Source organism: Arthrobacter terricola (genome assembly GCF_004354015.1).
Classification (GTDB): domain Bacteria; phylum Actinomycetota; class Actinomycetes; order Actinomycetales; family Micrococcaceae; genus Arthrobacter; species Arthrobacter terricola.
This window is the reverse complement of record NZ_SMRU01000037.1, coordinates 1-17,294: the sequence shown is the minus strand read 5'-3', so window position 1 is coordinate 17,294 and position 17,294 is coordinate 1. Positions and strand designations below refer to the sequence as shown.

At 64.8% G+C, this 17,294-nt stretch carries 20 protein-coding genes and 1 rRNA gene; 15 read left to right on the top strand and 6 right to left on the bottom strand.

Annotation, left to right across the window (positions count from 1 at the left end):
* Positions 1-7: 7 nt before the first annotated feature.
* Positions 8-502 carry an FBP domain-containing protein gene (locus tag E1809_RS22600; RefSeq protein ID WP_133206494.1) on the bottom strand — a complete coding sequence of 165 codons (495 nt, stop codon included), beginning with the start codon at positions 500-502 and terminating at the stop codon, positions 8-10.
* A 336-nt stretch (positions 503-838) separates the two neighbouring features.
* Complete coding sequence (locus E1809_RS22595) at positions 839-1,843, bottom strand: LacI family DNA-binding transcriptional regulator (RefSeq protein ID WP_133206493.1); 1,005 nt, start codon at positions 1,841-1,843, stop codon at positions 839-841.
* Between the two features lie 125 nt (positions 1,844-1,968).
* Between E1809_RS22595 and E1809_RS22590 the strand changes: the two genes are divergently transcribed.
* From E1809_RS22590 to E1809_RS22550, 9 genes are all read left to right on the top strand, one after another.
* Positions 1,969-3,066 (top strand): Gfo/Idh/MocA family oxidoreductase, encoded by a 1,098-nt coding sequence (locus E1809_RS22590; RefSeq protein WP_133206492.1) that lies wholly within the window; start codon positions 1,969-1,971, stop codon positions 3,064-3,066.
* Positions 3,063-3,830 carry a TIM barrel protein gene (locus E1809_RS22585; RefSeq protein ID WP_133206491.1) on the top strand — a complete coding sequence of 256 codons (768 nt, stop codon included), beginning with the start codon at positions 3,063-3,065 and terminating at the stop codon, positions 3,828-3,830. The genes E1809_RS22590 and E1809_RS22585 overlap by 4 nt, the downstream gene beginning before the upstream one ends.
* Before the next feature lie 135 nt (positions 3,831-3,965).
* On the top strand, positions 3,966-5,033 hold the full coding sequence (locus E1809_RS22580; RefSeq protein ID WP_133206490.1) for an iron-siderophore ABC transporter substrate-binding protein: 1,068 nt from the start codon (positions 3,966-3,968) through the stop codon (positions 5,031-5,033).
* Between the two features lie 13 nt (positions 5,034-5,046).
* Positions 5,047-6,129 (top strand): FecCD family ABC transporter permease, encoded by a 1,083-nt coding sequence (locus E1809_RS22575; RefSeq protein ID WP_133206489.1) that lies wholly within the window; start codon positions 5,047-5,049, stop codon positions 6,127-6,129.
* Complete coding sequence (locus E1809_RS22570; protein WP_235835733.1) at positions 6,126-7,172, top strand: FecCD family ABC transporter permease; 1,047 nt, start codon at positions 6,126-6,128, stop codon at positions 7,170-7,172. The genes E1809_RS22575 and E1809_RS22570 overlap by 4 nt, the downstream gene beginning before the upstream one ends.
* A 1-nt stretch (position 7,173) precedes the next feature.
* Positions 7,174-8,013: an ABC transporter ATP-binding protein gene (locus tag E1809_RS22565; protein WP_133206487.1), complete on the top strand. Its 840-nt coding sequence runs from the start codon at positions 7,174-7,176 to the stop codon at positions 8,011-8,013.
* Positions 8,010-9,086 carry a siderophore-interacting protein gene (locus tag E1809_RS22560; protein ID WP_133206486.1) on the top strand — a complete coding sequence of 359 codons (1,077 nt, stop codon included), beginning with the start codon at positions 8,010-8,012 and terminating at the stop codon, positions 9,084-9,086. Before E1809_RS22565 ends, E1809_RS22560 begins: the two co-directional genes overlap by 4 nt.
* 85 nt (positions 9,087-9,171) lie before the next feature.
* Entirely contained in the window at positions 9,172-10,092 is a 921-nt protein-coding gene (locus tag E1809_RS22555) for an SGNH/GDSL hydrolase family protein (protein WP_235835732.1), read from the top strand.
* Positions 10,093-10,094: 2 nt separating this feature from the next.
* Entirely contained in the window at positions 10,095-10,910 is an 816-nt protein-coding gene (locus tag E1809_RS22550) for an SGNH/GDSL hydrolase family protein (RefSeq protein WP_133206485.1), read from the top strand.
* A gap of 19 nt (positions 10,911-10,929) precedes the next feature.
* On the opposite strand, the gene E1809_RS22545 is transcribed toward E1809_RS22550, so the two are convergent.
* Positions 10,930-11,214, bottom strand: a complete 285-nt coding sequence (locus E1809_RS22545) for a YciI family protein (RefSeq protein ID WP_133206484.1) — start codon at positions 11,212-11,214, stop codon at positions 10,930-10,932.
* Positions 11,215-11,243: 29 nt separating this feature from the next.
* Here E1809_RS22545 and E1809_RS22540 point away from each other — a divergent pair, with 29 nt between their 5' ends.
* Positions 11,244-11,723 carry a MarR family winged helix-turn-helix transcriptional regulator gene (locus tag E1809_RS22540; RefSeq protein ID WP_133206483.1) on the top strand — a complete coding sequence of 160 codons (480 nt, stop codon included), beginning with the start codon at positions 11,244-11,246 and terminating at the stop codon, positions 11,721-11,723.
* 23 nt (positions 11,724-11,746) lie between these two features.
* Entirely contained in the window at positions 11,747-12,508 is a 762-nt protein-coding gene (locus E1809_RS22535; RefSeq protein ID WP_133206482.1) for an SGNH/GDSL hydrolase family protein, read from the top strand.
* On the opposite strand, the gene E1809_RS22530 is transcribed toward E1809_RS22535, so the two are convergent.
* Genes E1809_RS22530 through E1809_RS22520 form a run of 3 tightly spaced genes read right to left on the bottom strand, consistent with a single transcriptional unit; the run spans position 12,505 to position 15,465 of the window.
* Complete coding sequence (locus tag E1809_RS22530) at positions 12,505-13,416, bottom strand: FAD:protein FMN transferase (RefSeq protein WP_308167013.1); 912 nt, start codon at positions 13,414-13,416, stop codon at positions 12,505-12,507. The genes E1809_RS22535 and E1809_RS22530 overlap by 4 nt on opposite strands.
* The gene (locus tag E1809_RS22525; protein WP_133206481.1) at positions 13,400-13,963 is read right to left on the bottom strand and encodes an FMN-binding protein; all 564 of its coding nucleotides are present in this window, start codon (positions 13,961-13,963) and stop codon (positions 13,400-13,402) included. Before E1809_RS22525 ends, E1809_RS22530 begins: the two co-directional genes overlap by 17 nt.
* On the bottom strand, positions 13,960-15,465 hold the full coding sequence (locus tag E1809_RS22520; protein WP_133206480.1) for a ferredoxin reductase family protein: 1,506 nt from the start codon (positions 15,463-15,465) through the stop codon (positions 13,960-13,962). The genes E1809_RS22525 and E1809_RS22520 overlap by 4 nt, the downstream gene beginning before the upstream one ends.
* 440 nt (positions 15,466-15,905) lie before the next feature.
* Between E1809_RS22520 and rpmB the strand changes: the two genes are divergently transcribed.
* The 4 genes from rpmB to E1809_RS22500 all read left to right on the top strand — a co-directional run.
* Positions 15,906-16,142, top strand: a complete 237-nt coding sequence (rpmB, locus tag E1809_RS22515; RefSeq protein WP_045075827.1) for a 50S ribosomal protein L28 — start codon at positions 15,906-15,908, stop codon at positions 16,140-16,142.
* A complete protein-coding gene (gene rpmG / locus E1809_RS22510; RefSeq protein ID WP_003798558.1) occupies positions 16,142-16,309 on the top strand; it encodes a 50S ribosomal protein L33 in 168 nt (55 codons plus the stop codon). Before rpmB ends, rpmG begins: the two co-directional genes overlap by 1 nt.
* Positions 16,310-16,311: 2 nt before the next feature.
* Entirely contained in the window at positions 16,312-16,617 is a 306-nt protein-coding gene (gene rpsN / locus E1809_RS22505; RefSeq protein WP_133206479.1) for a 30S ribosomal protein S14, read from the top strand.
* Positions 16,618-17,228: 611 nt separating this feature from the next.
* A 16S ribosomal RNA gene (locus E1809_RS22500) occupies positions 17,229-17,294 on the top strand; the annotation flags it as partial.

The window sequence follows — 17,294 nt, the reverse complement described above, 5'->3', positions numbered from 1 at the left end:
TCCGCGCCTACTTCCCCTGGACCCGTGACAGGAATTGGGCCGTGCGGGACTGAAGTCCGGCGACTTGGCGGATCACGACGGCGGCCGGGTCCGGATTGATGTCATTGACCGGAGGCTCTTTGCGCACGTTGGTGCAACAGCCGAAATCCGCGCAGATCAGTGTCCCCACGGTGTTGCCGTCGCGGCCCGATTGGCCGGCGCGCTTGGCTACCCAGAGATAGACGTCATCTTTGGAAAACACATCGCGGCAAAGTTCGCACAAGACTGATCGCTTCTTTCCGGAGCCCCCTTCGGGTGCGCGAAGCATGATTCCCGTGAGGGCACCGTCTTGCGGAACCACAAGATAACCCCGCAGCGGCATCTTTTCGTCGCGCCAGCCGAGGAACTCGAGGTTTTCCCAGTCGAGGGCATCAAAGTCCTTGGGGAGGTTGAGCTTGGCAGCCTCCGAGCGGCTCGCGTTGATGAAGGACGAACGGATATGTTGGGCGGTAATTTTCTGCACGGCGAAGTTCTTTCGAATCGTTGGAGCTGGCGAAGGGATACGCGGGCGTCTGGCGATCCGGGCACAATAAAGGAACCCCTTGATGTGCTTCTTGCGTGGGGCAGCGCGGGTTAAGAGTCCGAACTGCGGAAAAGGATGGCCGACGCGAGGGGAGCTGCAAAGCAGGCCAAAGCGGCCACCTCGCCAACCATGGCATCGCCGTCATATGCAGGGCGCATGCTCATCCTCTCGATCCTGGATTTTTCGACTCCGGGTGCTGTTCGAACCAACCGGTTCTGTCATCTTCGCAAAAGCCGCGCCCGCTGTCCAAAGGGCAGCATTGGCTCCCGGCCGGGTTCAGCGGGCGACGGCAGCCAACGGCGCGGTACTTGACCTCACTGCCAGCGACGGCGGAACGAGGGTGTGGGTGCGCCGGCCTTCGAGTGCGGCGGCGGCGGCTTCGACGGCGGCGGCCGCGATCGCGTCCGGCTCTTGCCGGACGCTCGTGAGCTGGACGTGCGCGAGAGCCGCCAGCCGGGAATCGTCATAACCCACCACAGAGAGCTCGGACGGAACAGCCGTCCCGGCGGCGTCGAGCTCGTGAAGGAACCCCAACGCCGCGTCGTCGTTGAAAACCACGACGGCGGTGGGCAACTCGTTCGCAGGGCGCCCGACCCGGAGGGCGAGCAATTCCCGGGCAGCTTTCATTCCGTCCGTCTCGTTCGGCCCGCCTGGAATAACGAGCGGTTGGGCGCCGTCTTCGGCCATGAGTTGTTCGTAGGCGAGCCTGCGCGCCTCGGAACCCGCGGCCGTGCCGCCGTCGACGTGGGCAATCCGGGAATGCCCGAGACCGCGCAAATGCTTGACTGCCAAGGCGATTCCGGCTGCCTCATCCGTAGCCGCGCTTGAGAGGCGCGGGTCAGTGTGCGGTTCGAGCACCGACACGACGGGTGCCGGCTGGGCGGCAAGCGCGTCGGAGGGGGACGCCGGGCCGAGGACCAGGAGCGCCTCCACTCCCAGGTCCAGGAGCGAGCGGATGGCCTCGCCCTCCGAGCGTCGATGCCCCCGGGCGCTGAGGGTGATGTCGTATCCGAGGGCAGCTGCTGCCGGATACAGGGCCTCGAGGATCTCCGTGTGGAACGGGCCGTCGACGTCGAAGACAACGCCCAGCAGCCGGCTGCGGGAACTGCGCAAGAGCCGGGCCCGGGCGTCCGGACGATAGCCAAGCTGCGCGGCGGCAGCGAGGACCCGCTCACGTGTCGCGTCGCTCGCACCGGGAACACCGCGGATCACGATCGAAACCAGCGCACGCGAAACCCCCGCTTCCGCGGCGACATCCGCCAAGGTGGGGCGCTTGACCACGAGATACCTCCTTCGACGCTCTCCCACAACTCTACTGGAACGTTCTAGACATCCGACCGTGTGTCGTGCGACACTCAATACATCTTCACTAGAACGTTCTAGTCTGGTTTTGAGAGGACCCCGTCATGACTTACTTTCCCGTCGTGTCCGCCCGGCCCGAGCCGGTGCGCATCGGCCTCATCGGAGCGGGCTGGATGGGCGCTTTCCACGCCCGCAGCCTCGCCCTTCGCATCCCGGGCGCAGTTCTGGTCGCGATCGCCGACCCCGCCACGGCTGTCGCCGAGGAGCTCGCCGCCGAGCTCGGCGTGGCCCTGGTGACCGCGGATCCCGCCGACCTGTTCGCCGATCCGGAGATCGACGCCGTCGTGATTGCCGGCCCGGCCCGCTTCCACGCCCAGCTTTCGATCGATGCCGCCCGCGCCGGCAAGCACGTCTTCTGCGAGAAGCCGGGCGCGCTCGACCTCGAGGAGCTTGCCCGGGTCGAGGAAGCCGTCGCTGCCGCGGGCGTGCACTGGCAGATCGGCTTCAACCGCCGCTACGCAACGGACTTCCTTGCCGCCCGCCGCGACGTCGCGGCCGGTGCGGTCGGGACTCCGCAACTCCTGCGCTCCCTGACCCGCGACCCCGGCACCGGGAGCATCCCGCACGCCGCGAAGGTCCCGCAAGGAACGATCTTCCTCGAAACCCTCATCCACGATTTCGACGCCCTCAACTGGTTCAACCCTGGCGCCGAACCCGTGAGCGTCCACGTCACCGCCGACGCCCTCGTAGAACCTTCCTTTAAAGACGCGGGATTCCTAGACACCGCCGTCGTGACCCTCCGCTACGCGAACGGTGCCATCGCCGTCGCGGAGGCCAACTTCTCCGCGCTGTACGGCTATGACGTGCGCGGCGAGGTATTCGGCTCCGCCGGCATGGTCCAAGCCGGCCGCACCACCGAAACCGCAGCAGTGCGCTACGGTGCCGCGGGGCTTTCGGCCGAAACCCCGCGCCTGAACATCGAACTGTTCCACGACGCCTACACCGACGAGCTCGCAGACTTTGCCGAGCATGTCCGCTCCCGCCGCGACGGTGCCGCAGCGCCCGACCGCGGCGTGCCCCTCACCCCGGGCCTCGAGGACGCGCGGCGCGCCCTCGCGATCGCCCTGGCCTGCATCGAATCGGCCCGGACCGGCGCCACCACCGCCATCGTTGGCGCGTCCGTCGCCGAGGCCCGCGCATGAGGCTCGCCGTCTGCGCCGAGATGGTCTTCACGGACCTGCCCTTCGTCGAAAGGGTCACCCGCATCCACGAGGCCGGATTCGACGTCGAACTATGGGACTCCCGTAACAAGGACATCGCGGCGCTCAAGGCCACCGGGGCGAGGTTCTCGTCCATGACCGGCTACTCGGCCGGATCACTCGTCGAGCCGGACACCGCGGATCTCGTAGTGAGCACCGCGGAAGCCCTCATCCCGACGGCGCTTGAGCTCGGCGTCGAACGCCTCGTGGTGCACCCGGCCGAACTTGTCGACGGCAAGGCCGCCCGTCCGCACCTGCGCCCGGACGGCACGATGTGGCTTACGGCTGCGCGCACGCTCGAACGCCTTGGCGAGCTCGGCGCACGCCACGGGCTCACATTCTGCCTGGAAAACCTCAACACGATCCTCGACCACCCGGGCATCCCACTCGCCCGCGCGAAGGACACCCTCGCGCTGGCACGCGCCGTCGACCACCCCAATGCACGGCTCATGCTGGACCTCTACCACGCCCAGATCGGCGAGGGGAACCTGATCGAGCTCGTCCGCGAGGCCCTGCCATGGATCGGCGAGATCCAGGTCGCCGACGTTCCCGGCCGCTGCGAACCCGGGACCGGGGAGATCAACTACGCCGCCGTGCACCGAGCCCTCACCGACGCCGGCTACACCGGCACCGTCGGCCTCGAAGCCTACGCCTCCGGAGACTCCGACGGCGCACTCAAAGCCTTCCGGGCAGCCTTCGAAAGCTAGACGGCGCGACGGGTACAGCCTGCCCGCACATGGCCGATCGATGGTGAACGGCAATTACGCAATGCAAACGTTTCGTAATTGATAGAAGGATAGGCTAGCCTTACTTAGGTTTGCATCACTTACCTAAGGAGTCTCGTGGCTTCCCTCCACCCTCGCCGGGCAGTGCTCAAGTCCGCCGGAGCAGCAACCGCCGCCCTGGCCGCCGTCGCACTTTCCCTATCCGCTTGCTCAACCGGGTCCACCGTCAGCAGCACCGCGACGCCGGCTTCGGCCGGCCAATTCCCTGTCACCATCAAGAACGTCTTCGGTGAGACCACCATCAAGTCGCAACCACAACGCGTGGTCACCGTCTCGTGGGTCAACGACGACGTCGCATTGGCGCTCGGCGTGGTGCCCGTCGGCGTCCCGAAGAACGCTTGGGGCAACAACGACAAGGGCTCCACTCCCTGGAAGGACGCCGCGCTCGAGAAACTGGGTGCGGGCTTCGGCACACCCAAGGCCCCTGTCCAGTACTCCGAGGCCGACGGCATCAACTTCACCGAGATCGCCAAGTTCGCACCGGACGTCATCCTCGCCGCGTACTCGGGACTCAACGAAGCCGACTACAAGAAGCTCTCCGAAATCGCGCCGGTGGTGGCGCAGCCCGAGCTCGCCTACGGAACGCCGTGGCAGGACGCAACCACCATTATCGGAAAGGCGCTGGGCAAGGAAACCGAGGCCGCGAAGCTCGTCTCGGACACCGAAGCCACCATCAAGGACAAGGTTGCCGCGTTCCCGCAGCTCGCCGGAAAGACCTTCATTTACGGCAACCTCGAACCGGCCAAGGGCGACGGCGTCAACGTCTACACCGCAAACGACAACCGTCCCCGCTTCCTCTCCGAAATCGGCATGAAGCTCGCGCCCGTGGTGGAGAACGCCAGCAAGGGCTCCAAGGAATTCTTCGTTCCATGGTCCGCCGAGAAGGCCAACGAACTATCCTCGGATGTATTCGTCACCTGGGTTCCGGATTCCAAGACCACGGACCAGATCAAGGCCGACCCCCTGTTGGGCCAGATCCCCGCGATCAAGAAGGGCGCCTTGGTGGCCGATTCGGACAACACTCTCACCTTGGCGATTTCCGCTTCGTCGCCGCTGAGCCTGCCGTGGGCGCTGGACAAGTTCCTTCCCCAGCTGGCCAAGGGCGCAGACGCGGCCGCCAACTAGGCGGCAACCCACCATGACAACACGCACGACGACGGCCCGGCCGCTTTCCCGGCAGGCCACCGCCACGAGGGCGAAAGCAGGGAACGACGCCGGTACCGGGCACCGGGGGAACCGCGCCGCGTGGCTGGTGGTCGCCGTCGTCGTGCTTGCGGTTGCCTGCGCGGCCTCGCTCGCGATCGGCGCGCGGGGCATGTCCCTTGGAACGGTGTGGCAGGCACTCACCGCCTTCAACCCCGACGACGGCAACCATGCCGTAGTGCATACGCGGATTCCCCGCACGGTGCTCGGCCTGGTGGCGGGGGCCGCACTGGGACTGGCCGGTGCCGCCATGCAGGGAGTGTCCCGCAACCCGCTCGCCGACCCGGGAATCATGGGCGTCAATGCCGGTGCTGCCCTCGCCGTAGTCACCGGAATCTACTTGTTCGGGATTTCGGGGGCGAGCGGCTACATCTGGTTGGCGTTCATCGGCGCGGGGACGGCCGCCGTCGTCGTCTATCTGATTGCCGCGATGGGACGCGAAGGCGCGACGCCGGTCAAGCTCGCGCTCGCGGGCGCCGCGCTAAGCGCCGGCCTGTACTCCCTCATGAACGTCATCCTGGTCTCGAGCCAAGACACCCTGGACCGATTCCGGTTCTGGCAAGTTGGTGGAATCGCCGGCAGCGACTGGTCGGTGATCCTGTCCGGATTGCCGTTCCTGTCAGCCGGCGCGTTGATCGTGTTGGGCAGCGCCAGGACGCTCAATGGCCTGGCCCTTGGTGACGATGTTGCCCGCGGTCTCGGCCAGAACGTCGCCCTGGCCCGCGGGGTGACTTCCCTGGGGATCGTGCTGCTGTGCGGATCCGCCACGGCTTTGGCTGGTCCTATCGGATTCGTTGGACTTGTTGTGCCGCACGCCGTGCGCTTCTTCACCGGGCCGGACTACCGCTGGATCCTGCCGTTTTCCATGGTCCTCGCGCCGGCGCTCCTGCTGGCGTCGGACGTGGTGGGCCGCGTTGTGCTGCTTCCCAGTGAAGTTCCCGCGGGCATCATGACAGCTATCGTCGGCGCTCCCGTCTTCGTGTGGCTTGTCCGCCGGGGAAAGGGAGCTTCGCTGTGAGCCCGCGCAACCGGACCGCGCTCCTTGCCGCCGTCGTCCTTGTCCTCCTCGCAGTGGCGGTGCTCCTTGGGAGCTACACGGTGACCATCCCCGATTTCTTAAAGATCGTCGCCGCCCAATTGACCGGCGGGGAAAAGATCCCCGGTGCGAGCTTCATTGTCATGGAAAACAAGCTGCCGCGTGCGGTGCTCGCGGCCCTTGTCGGCGTCGCATTCGGCCTCTCCGGTGGACTCTTCCAAACCATGCTCCGCAACCCCCTGGCGAGCCCGGATGTGATCGGGATCAGCTACGGGGCAAGCGCCTCGGCAGTCCTGGCGATTGTCGTTTTCGGCGCGTCGGGCCTGGCGGTATCGGCGTCCGCCCTGGTTGGGGCCATTGGCGTCGCACTGGTCATTTACGCCATTTCGCGCGGCACCGGAGGTCAGACCGCTGGCGTCCGCAGCGGGAACGCGGCCGGCAACCGGCTGGTCCTCGCCGGGGTGGGCATCGCCGCCGCATTGGGGGCAGTGGTGAACTTCCTCATGACCCGGGCCGATATCCGGACCGCCTCCGAAGCCCTCATTTGGCTCAACGGATCGTTGAATCCGGCCAATTGGGAGCGAGTGGGAATCCTGCTGGCCTCCCTCGCGGTCCTCGTCCCGGCGCTGGCGATCCTCGCAAGGCCACTTCGCATGCTGGAGTTGGGCGACGACGTCGCGGCCGGACTGGGAATCCGGGTCAACGCCGTGCGATTCGGCCTGGTGATCACCGCCGTCGCGCTCGCAGCGGTGGCGACGGCGGCTGCCGGGCCGGTTGCCTTCGTCGCCTTCCTTGCCGGGCCGATCGCCCGCCGAGTAGTCGGGCGTCCCAGCCTTCCGGCGTCGGCATTCACGGGCGCCGCGATTGTGCTCGCGGCCGACTACCTCGCATACAACGTGGCACCCCTGGTCCTGAACGGCACGGTCCTGCCGGTCGGGGTCATCACCGGAGCCCTCGGAGCCCCGTTCCTGTTGTGGCTCCTAATGACGTCCAACCGAGTCACGTCCAACCGAAAGGAAGCTTGACATGGCACAACTGAGCGCCCGGGGCCTGACCCTCCAATACGAGCAGCGGCGCGTGGTCGAAAGGCTGTCAACTACCATCCCCGAAGGGAAGGTGACCATGATTGTCGGCGCCAACGCTTGCGGAAAGTCCACCCTGCTCCGCGGCTTGTCGAGGCTCCTTAAGCCGAGCGCCGGCGTCGTCACCCTGGACGGCAAGGACATCCATTCCCGTCCGGCGCGTGAACTCGCGCGCACGCTCGGACTCCTCCCGCAGCACCCCATCGCCCCGGACTGCATCACGGTCCGTGAGCTCGTCGGTCGCGGCCGGTATCCGCACCAAGGGTTCTTCCGGAGCTGGCGGACCGGCGACCAGTCCGAACATGACCTTGCGGTGGAGCGGGCCCTCGAGGCGACGTCGACGCTCGAACTGGCCGGGCGAAACGTCGATGAATTGTCCGGAGGCCAGCGGCAGAGGGTGTGGATCGCCATGGCCCTCGCGCAGGAAACGGACGTCCTCCTCCTCGACGAACCCACCACATACCTCGATTTGGCGCACCAAGTGGAAGTGCTCGACCTCATCACGGACCTCAACCGGCGCCGCGGCACCACGGTGGCCATCGTGCTGCACGACCTCAACCTGGCAGCCCGCTATGCCGACCACGTGATCGCCATGAAATCGGGGACCATCGTCGGCGAAGGCCCCGCGTCCCAAATCTTTACGGAGGACCTGGTCGGCGACGTTTTCGGACTCGAGTCCCGCGTGGTCGCTGATCCGCTGTCCGGCACACCGCTCATCCTTCCCATCGGTCGGCATCACACGGCCACCCCTTCGACCCCCGTTGAATTGGAGTTCGCGTCATGAATGCATATCCAGGAGCGGCATTGCGCCGCGCGGCGACCGAGCCGATGACACTCGCATTCGACGTCACGGTCAGTGCGGTGCAGGATCTCAGCCCGAATTTCCGCCGCATTACCTTCGGTGGATATTGCCTACGCGGGTTCGGCGTTTCCGGCGACACCCTGGACTTGCGGATCAAGCTCATGATTCCGTCGCTCGACGCCCAGGGGAACGTTTTGCCGTTGCCAGCTTTCGAAACGCGCGACGCCGGGTGGTATCAATCGTGGCTGGCCCTGGACCCCGCGGTCCGCGGCTCAATGCGCACTTACACCGTGCGGAACGAGAGGTTGGATGCCGTTTATCCGGAGATCGACGTCGACTTCGCGATGCATTTCGACGGCGGTCCCCGTGACGGCGGTCCGCAGCTCTCCGGCGGGCCGGCGGCGAATTGGGCGCTCGCCGCGAAACCGGGCGACTCCCTGACCATCATCGGCCCCAACAACCGGGCCGCCCACTGCATCACGGCGGAAACCTATTCGGGAATCGAGTGGCGGCCGGGCCTGGCCCAGAGAGTCATGCTTGCCGGCGACGAAACAGCTGTGCCGGCCATAAGTGCCATCCTGGAATCGTTGCCGGCCGGGATCACGGGCCACGCCTTCCTGGAAGTTCCCGAGGCCGGCGATTTCCAAGACCTTGCCACGGACGCTGACATCGAGATCACGTGGCTTGCCCGCGGAGCATCGCTCGGCCGCGCCCGGCCCCACGGTGAACTGCTGAAAGCTGCCGTCCGGAGTGCGGTGCCCGCTCCCGGCTGGGTGGGTATCGTGCCGAGCGACGGCGCCCCCGGTCCCGAGCCCGAGGACGTCAACGTGGACCAGGACATCCTGTGGGAGACCCCGCTCCGCATGGATAGGGCCGCCCTTGAAGCAAGCCGCAACCCCAATATCCCTTCCGGCGCATTGCCGTTCTACGCCTGGATCGCGGGCGAGGCCGGCGTCATCAAGGACCTCAGGCGATACCTCGTCCGCGACGTCGGAATCGACCGCAAGCAAGTAGCGTTCATGGGCTATTGGCGCCAAGGGAAGGCCGAGCTGTAACCGGCGCGTGAGGTCTCCACGTGAGCGAGGGGCGAATTAACCTGCGCTTTGCCGGCGGGCAACCGGGCGGGTTTACGCTGGCGTCGTGGCCGGAAACGTGCTTCATGCAGACCAGAACGGACGACGGCGGTTTGTTGCCCTGGGCGATTCCTTCACCGAAGGCGTGGGGGACCGGAACAAGATCCTGCCGAACGGCGTCCGCGGTTGGGCCGACCGTGTCGCCGAGAAACTGGCGAAGGCCGAGCCGGGTTGGGAGTATGCCAACCTTGCGGTGCGCAGCAAGCGGCTCCACCACATTGTGGAGGAACAGTTGGACCGGGCGTTGGCGATGGAACCAACGCTTATCACGCTGTATGCGGGCGGCAACGACATCCTGGACTTCGGCACGGACATGGACCAACTCATGGCCGAATACGAAAAGCTGGTGGATCGCCTGGCAAGCACCGGCGCCACGTTGGTCTTGTTTACGGGTTACGACGTCAAGGTCTCGGCCGTCCTGGAGCCATTCAAGAAGCGCAACGCGATCTACAACGAGCGTGTCCGCGAACTTGCAGTCAAGTACGGCGCAGTGCTTGTGGACTATTGGTGCCTCGACGCCTACCACGACCGTCGGATGTGGGCGGCGGACCGGCTCCACATGTCCAAGGCTGGCCACAAATACATGGCGGCACAGGTCCTTGACCAACTTGGCGTGCCGCACAAATTCTCGCCAAAGGACTGGGAGCCGCCGCAACGGCTCAAGCTGCGCGAGTGGGAACGCCGCCAGCGCAAATGGATGAACGACTGGGTCATACCGCTTTTCGGGCGCAAGCTTCGGGGCGTCACGCTCGGCGACAGCCTGAACCCGCGCTGGCCGGAACCCGTCAAGGTGCCGAGGAAGGCCGGGCTGCGGAAACTGGCCGAGCGCGCGGCGATAAGAGCGGTTGCCGGGGCGGGGGCACGCAAGTCTTCGGCCGCCGTCGGACGCCAGTTGGAAAGCAAAAGCCAAGATAACGGGGGAACATGATCATGACCACGCACGCGCCGCTTCGGTTTGTCGCCGTCGGGGATTCCTTTACAGAGGGAGTCGGCGACGTCGATCTCCGCCTTCCCAACGATTGCCGCGGCTGGGCGGACCGGGTTGCCGAGGAGTTGGCCAAGCACCAACCCGAGGTCCATTACGCCAACCTCGCCCTTCGCGGCCGTCGCCTCAAGCAGATCGTGGCCGAGCAGCTCGAGCCGGCGCTCGGCCTGGCGCCCACGCTTGTCAGTTTCCACGCCGGCGGAAACGACCTCCTTGGAGCACGGCTGGACATGCGCTCCTTGATCCGCGGTTTCGAGGACGCCGTTGCAAGGCTCGTGCAGACCGGCGCCAAGGTTGTTCTTTTCACCGAGTACAACGTGCCGCTCTCCCCGGTCCTCGAACCGCTCAAGCTGCGCAGCGCCGTTTTCAACAAGCATGTCCGGCGCATTTCGGCCACTTACGGCACGCTTCTCGTGGACCATTGGTGTTTCGAAAAGTACCAGGACCGCCGGATGTGGGCTCCGGACCGCTTGCACATGTCCAGTCTTGGCCACGAATACATGGCCAAGAAAGTGCTCGAGGTTTTGGGCGCCGAACATTCCCTGGCGTCGCCTGCGCTTGCACGCCTTGAGCCGCGGAGCCGCGCCGGGATAATGCTCGACGACGCCGCGTGGCTCAGGCGGGACGTGGCACCGTGGCTTTCGCGCAGGTTCCGCGGTGTATCCAGCGGAGATAACTTGAGTGCCCGCTGGCCCGCGCTCATGCCGCCGGTCATACCGGAACGGCTAGGTGCGGCGGCCATGGCCCTCGTAAGCCACTGACGCCTGGCAGCCCAGCAGCCTAGTCCAGAAGGTTGTCGAAGCCTTCGGACGCCGACGTGACCGTGAATTCGATGATTTCGAAGTCGGCCACTCCGTGGATGTAGAACGGATCCGTCGCCAAGGAAGCGTCGAGGGTTGCCCGGTCGACCTTTGACAGGAGCACGCCGCCGACGGCTGGAACGCGACGTCCGGACGCGAGGAAAGTTCCGGCGTCGAACGCGTTTTTGACCCAATCCATGTGGGCCGGGCGGTGGTAATCGACGATCTCGTCGGGAACTTTGTATGTCAGGGAGACGACGAACATACGGTCAGCGTAGCAATTACGATGAACTCATGACCGAACCGCGCTGGCTCAATGCCGACGAACGCCGTGCCTGGCTGGCCCTCCTGAGCATCAACACCCTGTTGCCTGCTGCCCTCGACACGCAACTGCAGGCCGCCGGCAAGCTCTCGCTCTTTGATTACAACGTGCTCGCCATGCTGTCCGAAGCCGAAGGGCGGTTCCTGCCGATGAGTGAGCTCGCGGCACGGACCAGCGCGTCGTTGTCACGGTTGTCGCACGTGGTCACCAAGCTGCAGAAACGCGGGTGGGTGGAGCGCGAAGCCCATCCCCGCGATGCCCGGGTCACCGTTGCCCACCTCACGCAGGCCGGAATGGACACTATCGTGTCCCTCGCCCCGGGACACGTGGCGTCCGTCCGCGCCTTGATGCTGGACGCGATGACCGACGACGACGTCGCAGACCTCGCGCGGATCGGCGAGAAGATCGTGGCCCGCCTGGATGACGATCACTGGATCCTGCGCGAGAGCTGATCCCGGAGTGAGAGACTAACGCCATGGATTTTGCAGCCCGCTACGTGGCACTTGGAGACTCCTTCACGGAAGGCCTCGGCGATCCGGATCCTTCGCTTCCCAACGGCGTCAGGGGTTGGGCGGACCTCGTCGCCCGGCAACTCGCCGAAGGCAACGGTTCCTTTGGTTACGCCAACCTGGCCATCCGGGGCCGGAAGCTCCGGCAAGTCATGGCAGAACAGGTGGATGCCGCCGTCGCACTCCAACCGACGCTGGTGACGCTGTACGCCGGGGCCAATGATATCTTCCGTCCAAAAGTGGACATTGACCGGCTCATGGAAGACTACGAGGCAGGAATCGCGAAGCTCAGCGCAACCGGCGCTACCTTGCTCCTCTTTACCGGATTCGACGCCCGCAGCTCCAAAGTGTTCGGCACCATGCGCGGCCGGACGGCGATTTACAACGAACTAGTGCGGGAAATCGCCGAGAAGCATGGGGCGCTCCTGGTGGACTATTGGCGGTTCGGCGAATACCACGACTGGCACATGTGGGCCGAGGACCGCATGCACATGTCCACTGCCGGCCACATCAACATGGCCAACCGGGTCCTGGCCGTCCTGGAACACGAAGGTTCCCTCGAGGTGCCGGCTCCGGTCAGCCTTCCCCAACTAGCCAAGGTAGAGGCGCTTCGCGCCAACGCCCGCTGGGCCCGGGAACACGCGGCACCGTGGTTCGTTCGCCGACTCACTGGCAAGTCATCCGGCGACGGCCTCAGCCCTCGCTACCCGCAACTCATCGAGCCCTAGCCAGCCTTCGACGCAACGCTCCGGAAGCCCGGCGTGGCGAGCAGTCCGCCGTCGTTCTTGACCGCGAGGATGTCCACATCCCAACGGCCGGACGCCAAATCGAGGGTTTGGGGGCCGCCGGCCATGATTGCGGTGGCCAGGACATCGGCCGTGATGATGTCGGCCGCCGCGACGGAAACCTGGCTGAACCCGCCGCCGCGCCCGGCGCGGAGGCCAGCCGTCCAGATGTGCTCGCCACGTTCGCTCGTTCCCGACGTCGCAAGCGCGCGCTTTGCGCTTTTGGAGGGGGTGCTGGCCGCCGGGGCGCTGCTGGCCAGCGGGTAGGCGGTCAGCAAGGCCGCCCGGTCGGCCGGGTCCACGATGCCGGCCATCCACGGATGCCCGGTACCGGGAATCGGCGAGCCCTCCACCAGGACATCTCCGCCCGCGTTCAGGCACCAGTCTTTCAGGCCAAGCGCGCGCAGCGACGTCCCCGCCTCCCGTATCGCGTGGGCCTTGACGATGCCCGCCAAGTCCACGACGCCGTCGGGCCGCTCCGCGGTAAACGCGCCTTCCGTCAGGGTGCGCCATTCGGAAGCTTCGACGTACAGCCTGCGCATATCCTCCGATGCGTCCCGCAACGCGAGTTCGCCGCGTGCCATCGCGCTCGCCTCCGAATCGAGGCGATATAGGCTGAACGTCCGGTCCAGTTCCGCGAACAACTGCTCGACGACGGCGGTGGCGGCTTCGAGCGCATCCTCCACGACGTGGGATTCCGGAAGTGCTGCCGGTATGGCGAGGCTCACCACGGTGCCCATGCTCGCGAAGGTGCGGGAACGAAGGCGCGGTTCGTGAGGGCTGCCGGCTGTGGTGCGGTCGTGGCGGTCAGCGCTGTGGGCGCTGCTGGAAGCGTCAGAAATTGGCTGCATCGAGGGCCGCCTGGAGAGACGTCAGGTACGCATCACTGGTAATGGTGGCACCACCGATGGTTTGGACGTTGGCCGATTGTGCGCTCAGCACCTCGGAACGGAGCAAAGGCGCCGCCCTGTTGCTGATCTGGACCGACCGCTGCTCTTCGTCGGTCAAATGGAGGGCCGTGACATCGGTGATGACTCCGCCCTTGACCGTCACCTGAACCTGCACAGTGCCGAACCGTGTTTCGACGGAGGTCCCGGTGTACGTTCCGCCGGCCTTGGCGGAGGCGCCTGCCTTTGCACTTGCTCCGGTGCCTGAGCTTGAGCTCGAGCCGGATCCCGTAGTGGTTCCCGACGACGAACCGGAACTGGTCCCGGTGGTGGCGTCCGACGTCGTGCCCGTTCCGGCGCTACCGGCGCTTGATCCTCCGATAGTGCCGGTGCTCGAAGAGGTGGTGACCGCTGACGCGTTGGAGTCGGAGACGTGGGTGCCTGCTTGCCAACCGACAAGGAGGATTGCCGCCGAAGCCAGCGCTGACGATATTCCTGCCCTGATTCTCACCAGTCGAACCTTTCGTAGTGGAGTTGTTCCTCCCGCACGCCCGAACCCTTCGCTTCAGCAATCACTTCGCGTGCCCAAGCCGAGGGGCCGCAGATGTAGACGTCGGCGTCGGCGATGTCCGGGGCGTAATCCTGCAAGGTGGTGTGGGCCGCCGAAGCCGGCAACCACTCACTTCCCGGGAGGGGCGATCGCGGACCAATGAGATGGAATAGCGTGACGCCGCGTTTCCTGCACAGCTCCAGGATTTCGTCGTTGAGGAACAGTTCCTCTTCATTCCTCCCGCGCAGCAGGACCGTGGCCTGGCCCGGAGCGAACGGAGTGGATTCCAGGAGCGCGCGGAGCGGAGTGATTCCGATTCCCGCCCCGATCATGACAATGCGTTTCCGGCTTCGCGCGGCCGTGCTGAAGACACCGTACGGACCTTCGATGGCAACCTTCGTACCCGGCTTGAGCGATGCCAACCGAGCTGATCCTTTGCCGAGGTTCCGGACGGTGATGCGCAGGACTTCCTGCCGCGGGTGCCTCCCCGGTACGGAGGGGACCACATGCGGTTCCGCGGACAAACTGTAGGGGTGTGCCTGCCACCACATTCCCGGTGCGAGGAACCGCCACACGAAGAACCGTCCGCCGGTGCCGGACAGCTCATTCAGACGTAAGCCGCTCATTTCGACGCTGACCACGTCCGGTGCAACCCGGACCACGCGGCGAACCGTCAGTTGGTGACGGAAGGTGGCCATCACGGGTTGGGCCACGCGGAACCAGGCCAGGGCCGAACCCGTGGCGATGCACAGCAGCAGCCAGTACCACCGCTGCCACGTGCCGTCGGCGAACAGCCCGCCCACACTGAATTGGTGGGGGATCGCCGTGCCGACCGCAACATAGGTGAGGAGATGGATGACGTACCAGAACTCATAGGGAAAACGGCGCCGCACGGCTACCAGCGATGTGACCACCACCGCGATGAACAGCGCCATCGCAACGAATGCCAACCACATATCCGGGACCAATACCCAGAGCGCGATCGCTTCGCTGACCGGATTGAGGCCCTCGGCCATGCCGTAGCCGATCGCAATAAAGATCCCATGCACTAGTAAGAGGTATAGGGCGGGTTTACCCAGTTTCCGGTGGAATTCCAACGCGCGATCGTGCCCGACCGCGCCGTCCACGAACGGCAAGCGTGCCGCCAGGAGGAGCATCAGCAAGACGAGGTCCATGCCGGCAAGTCCGGCCAGGATCCCGACGGCGGTGATCGCCTGGGTCGGGTTGCTTATGGTCGAGAATCCGCCGTCGGCGAGCCAGAGGGAGAACGCGGCGGCGAGGGAGACCCAGAGGGCCACCGTGAGCATGTCCGTTCGGAACATGCGCCGCCGGTGCTGTGCGGCGAATGGACCTTCGGGGCCCTTGGAAGCGCTCCTTCCCTTGGAAAATTCAGCGGACGCAGGTGGCCGGGCCGGGGGTGTGGCTGCCCGCTGCTCTGTAGAGGCAAGGAGTTCTGTCTTCATGGTTCAAGATTGAGGCGTCAACCTTTCGTTCTCCTGTGAAGGGGCTTGTGCGGGCTTAAGTCTTGGTGGGGTTGTTTCTCCGGGCCGGTTTGGCCGGGCCTCATACACCCGATTGGTCTTAATTTGCCCTACCCCCTAGACTTATTAGGCGCTTGGTGGCGCGGAGCGTGTGCAATTGCTCCGGTTTACGGGATCTGTTGGCAACAATGGATCCTCCGTGGGCCGGTAGTTAGGGGCTCAAGTTGCGTGCATTCCTGTATTCGCCCAGTATCCCGGCCTGACGTCGGGAACCACTACCTTCGCCGCAGTGATGATTCAGTAAATGGATCCGTCGCGCGGGAACTACCGAAAAGCTGAGTGGACTGGTGGCGGACGTCGCCCGGCGCACGGAAAGCAGGAATTCTGCTGGCCGTTTTCATTCATTTCTTAGGAGAGTCGTCATGGCAGCACACTGCCAGGTGACCGGAGCCGAGCCGGGCTTTGGACACAGCATTTCGCACTCGCACCGCCGCAACAAGCGCCGGTTCGATCCCAACATCCAGAAGAAGCGCTACTGGGTTCCGTCCCTGCGCCGTAATGTCACGCTGACCCTGTCGGCCAAGGGCATCAAGACCATCGACGTTCGCGGCATCGACGCAGTCGTCGCCGACATCCTGGCTCGTGGGGTGAAGCTTTAATGGCAAAGGACAAGGACGTACGTCCGATCATCAAGCTGAAGTCGACCGCGGGCACGGGTTACACCTACGTCACCCGCAAGAACCGTCGTAACGACCCCGACCGTCTGGTCCTGAAGAAGTACGACCCCAAGATCCGCCAGCACGTTGAATTCCGAGAGGAGCGCTAAACATGGCTAAGAAGTCCAAGATTGCTCGTAACGAGCAGCGCAAGGTCATCGTTGAGCGCTACGCCGCCAAGCGTCTCGAACTGAAGAAGACCCTGGTTGACGCCAACGCAACCGACGAAGCACGCGAAGAGGCCCGCCTCGGCCTCCAGAAGCTGCCCCGCAACGCCTCCCCGGTCCGTCTGCGTAACCGCGACGTCATCGATGGCCGCCCGCGCGGTACCTTCCAGAAGTTCGGCATCTCCCGTGTTCGCTTCCGCGACATGGCACACAAGGGCGAACTCCCGGGCATCACCAAGTCTTCCTGGTAATCCAGAAGCCTTTCGAAAGGCCGGCAACCGTTTGGTTGCCGGCCTTTTTGGCTTTTAACCGTTGATTCCGCTTAAGTGGTGCAGCACACAGCGCCGGATTACGACGCCGACGGCTACCTTTTGTGCGGAAGCGCCCGTTTTCGCCGCGGATTGGCGGGGTTCTTGGCTCTCTGAGGGTGAATTTGCCTGCGGTCCTCGAGGTGTGTAAAGTAGTTCGAGTCGCCGCCGCTGATGCGGAAAAATAGCGACCGACCCCCTTGATAAACAGCCTGAAAATGGTGCGCTGACCAGTGTGCTTTGGACGGGTGGGGACCCCTCTGGAGCAGTGAATTGCGGAAACGCTGGTTTGCTTGATCTCGCCAGTTCGGGTAAGTTTGGAAAGTTGCTCCGGAGCGATCCTGACGGTTGTTGGGTGGTGTCGGGTGTGTCTGTTGTTTGAGAACTCAATAGTGTGCCAAGTTTGTTGATACCGATTGTTTTTTGATTGGTTGATTTGCTGGGCTGCTGCGCACCCCCGTGTGTGGTGGTCTGGTTTTTTGGCTGGTTTCAGATTTTTGCGATGCTTTGGTGGTCTTTTTCCGGCTGCCGGGTGTTGTTTTCGTTTTTTGTTTTTGACGGAGAGTTTGATCCTGGCTCAGGATGAACGCTGGCGGCGTGCTTAACACATGCAAGTCGAA

Coding starts and splice junctions, on each gene's coding strand:
- E1809_RS22590 (WP_133206492.1), top strand. CDS start 1,969: ATGACTTACTTTCCCGTCGTGTCCGCCCGGCCCGAGCCGGTGCGCATC.
- E1809_RS22585 (WP_133206491.1), top strand. CDS start 3,063: ATGAGGCTCGCCGTCTGCGCCGAGATGGTCTTCACGGACCTGCCCTTC.
- E1809_RS22575 (WP_133206489.1), top strand. CDS start 5,047: ATGACAACACGCACGACGACGGCCCGGCCGCTTTCCCGGCAGGCCACC.
- E1809_RS22565 (WP_133206487.1), top strand. CDS start 7,174: ATGGCACAACTGAGCGCCCGGGGCCTGACCCTCCAATACGAGCAGCGG.
- E1809_RS22560 (WP_133206486.1), top strand. CDS start 8,010: ATGAATGCATATCCAGGAGCGGCATTGCGCCGCGCGGCGACCGAGCCG.
- E1809_RS22550 (WP_133206485.1), top strand. CDS start 10,095: ATGACCACGCACGCGCCGCTTCGGTTTGTCGCCGTCGGGGATTCCTTT.
- E1809_RS22545 (WP_133206484.1), bottom strand. CDS start 11,214: ATGTTCGTCGTCTCCCTGACATACAAAGTTCCCGACGAGATCGTCGAT.
- E1809_RS22540 (WP_133206483.1), top strand. CDS start 11,244: ATGACCGAACCGCGCTGGCTCAATGCCGACGAACGCCGTGCCTGGCTG.
- E1809_RS22535 (WP_133206482.1), top strand. CDS start 11,747: ATGGATTTTGCAGCCCGCTACGTGGCACTTGGAGACTCCTTCACGGAA.
- E1809_RS22530 (WP_308167013.1), bottom strand. CDS start 13,416: ATGCAGCCAATTTCTGACGCTTCCAGCAGCGCCCACAGCGCTGACCGC.
- E1809_RS22520 (WP_133206480.1), bottom strand. CDS start 15,465: ATGAAGACAGAACTCCTTGCCTCTACAGAGCAGCGGGCAGCCACACCC.
- rpmB (WP_045075827.1), top strand. CDS start 15,906: ATGGCAGCACACTGCCAGGTGACCGGAGCCGAGCCGGGCTTTGGACAC.
- rpmG (WP_003798558.1), top strand. CDS start 16,142: ATGGCAAAGGACAAGGACGTACGTCCGATCATCAAGCTGAAGTCGACC.
- rpsN (WP_133206479.1), top strand. CDS start 16,312: ATGGCTAAGAAGTCCAAGATTGCTCGTAACGAGCAGCGCAAGGTCATC.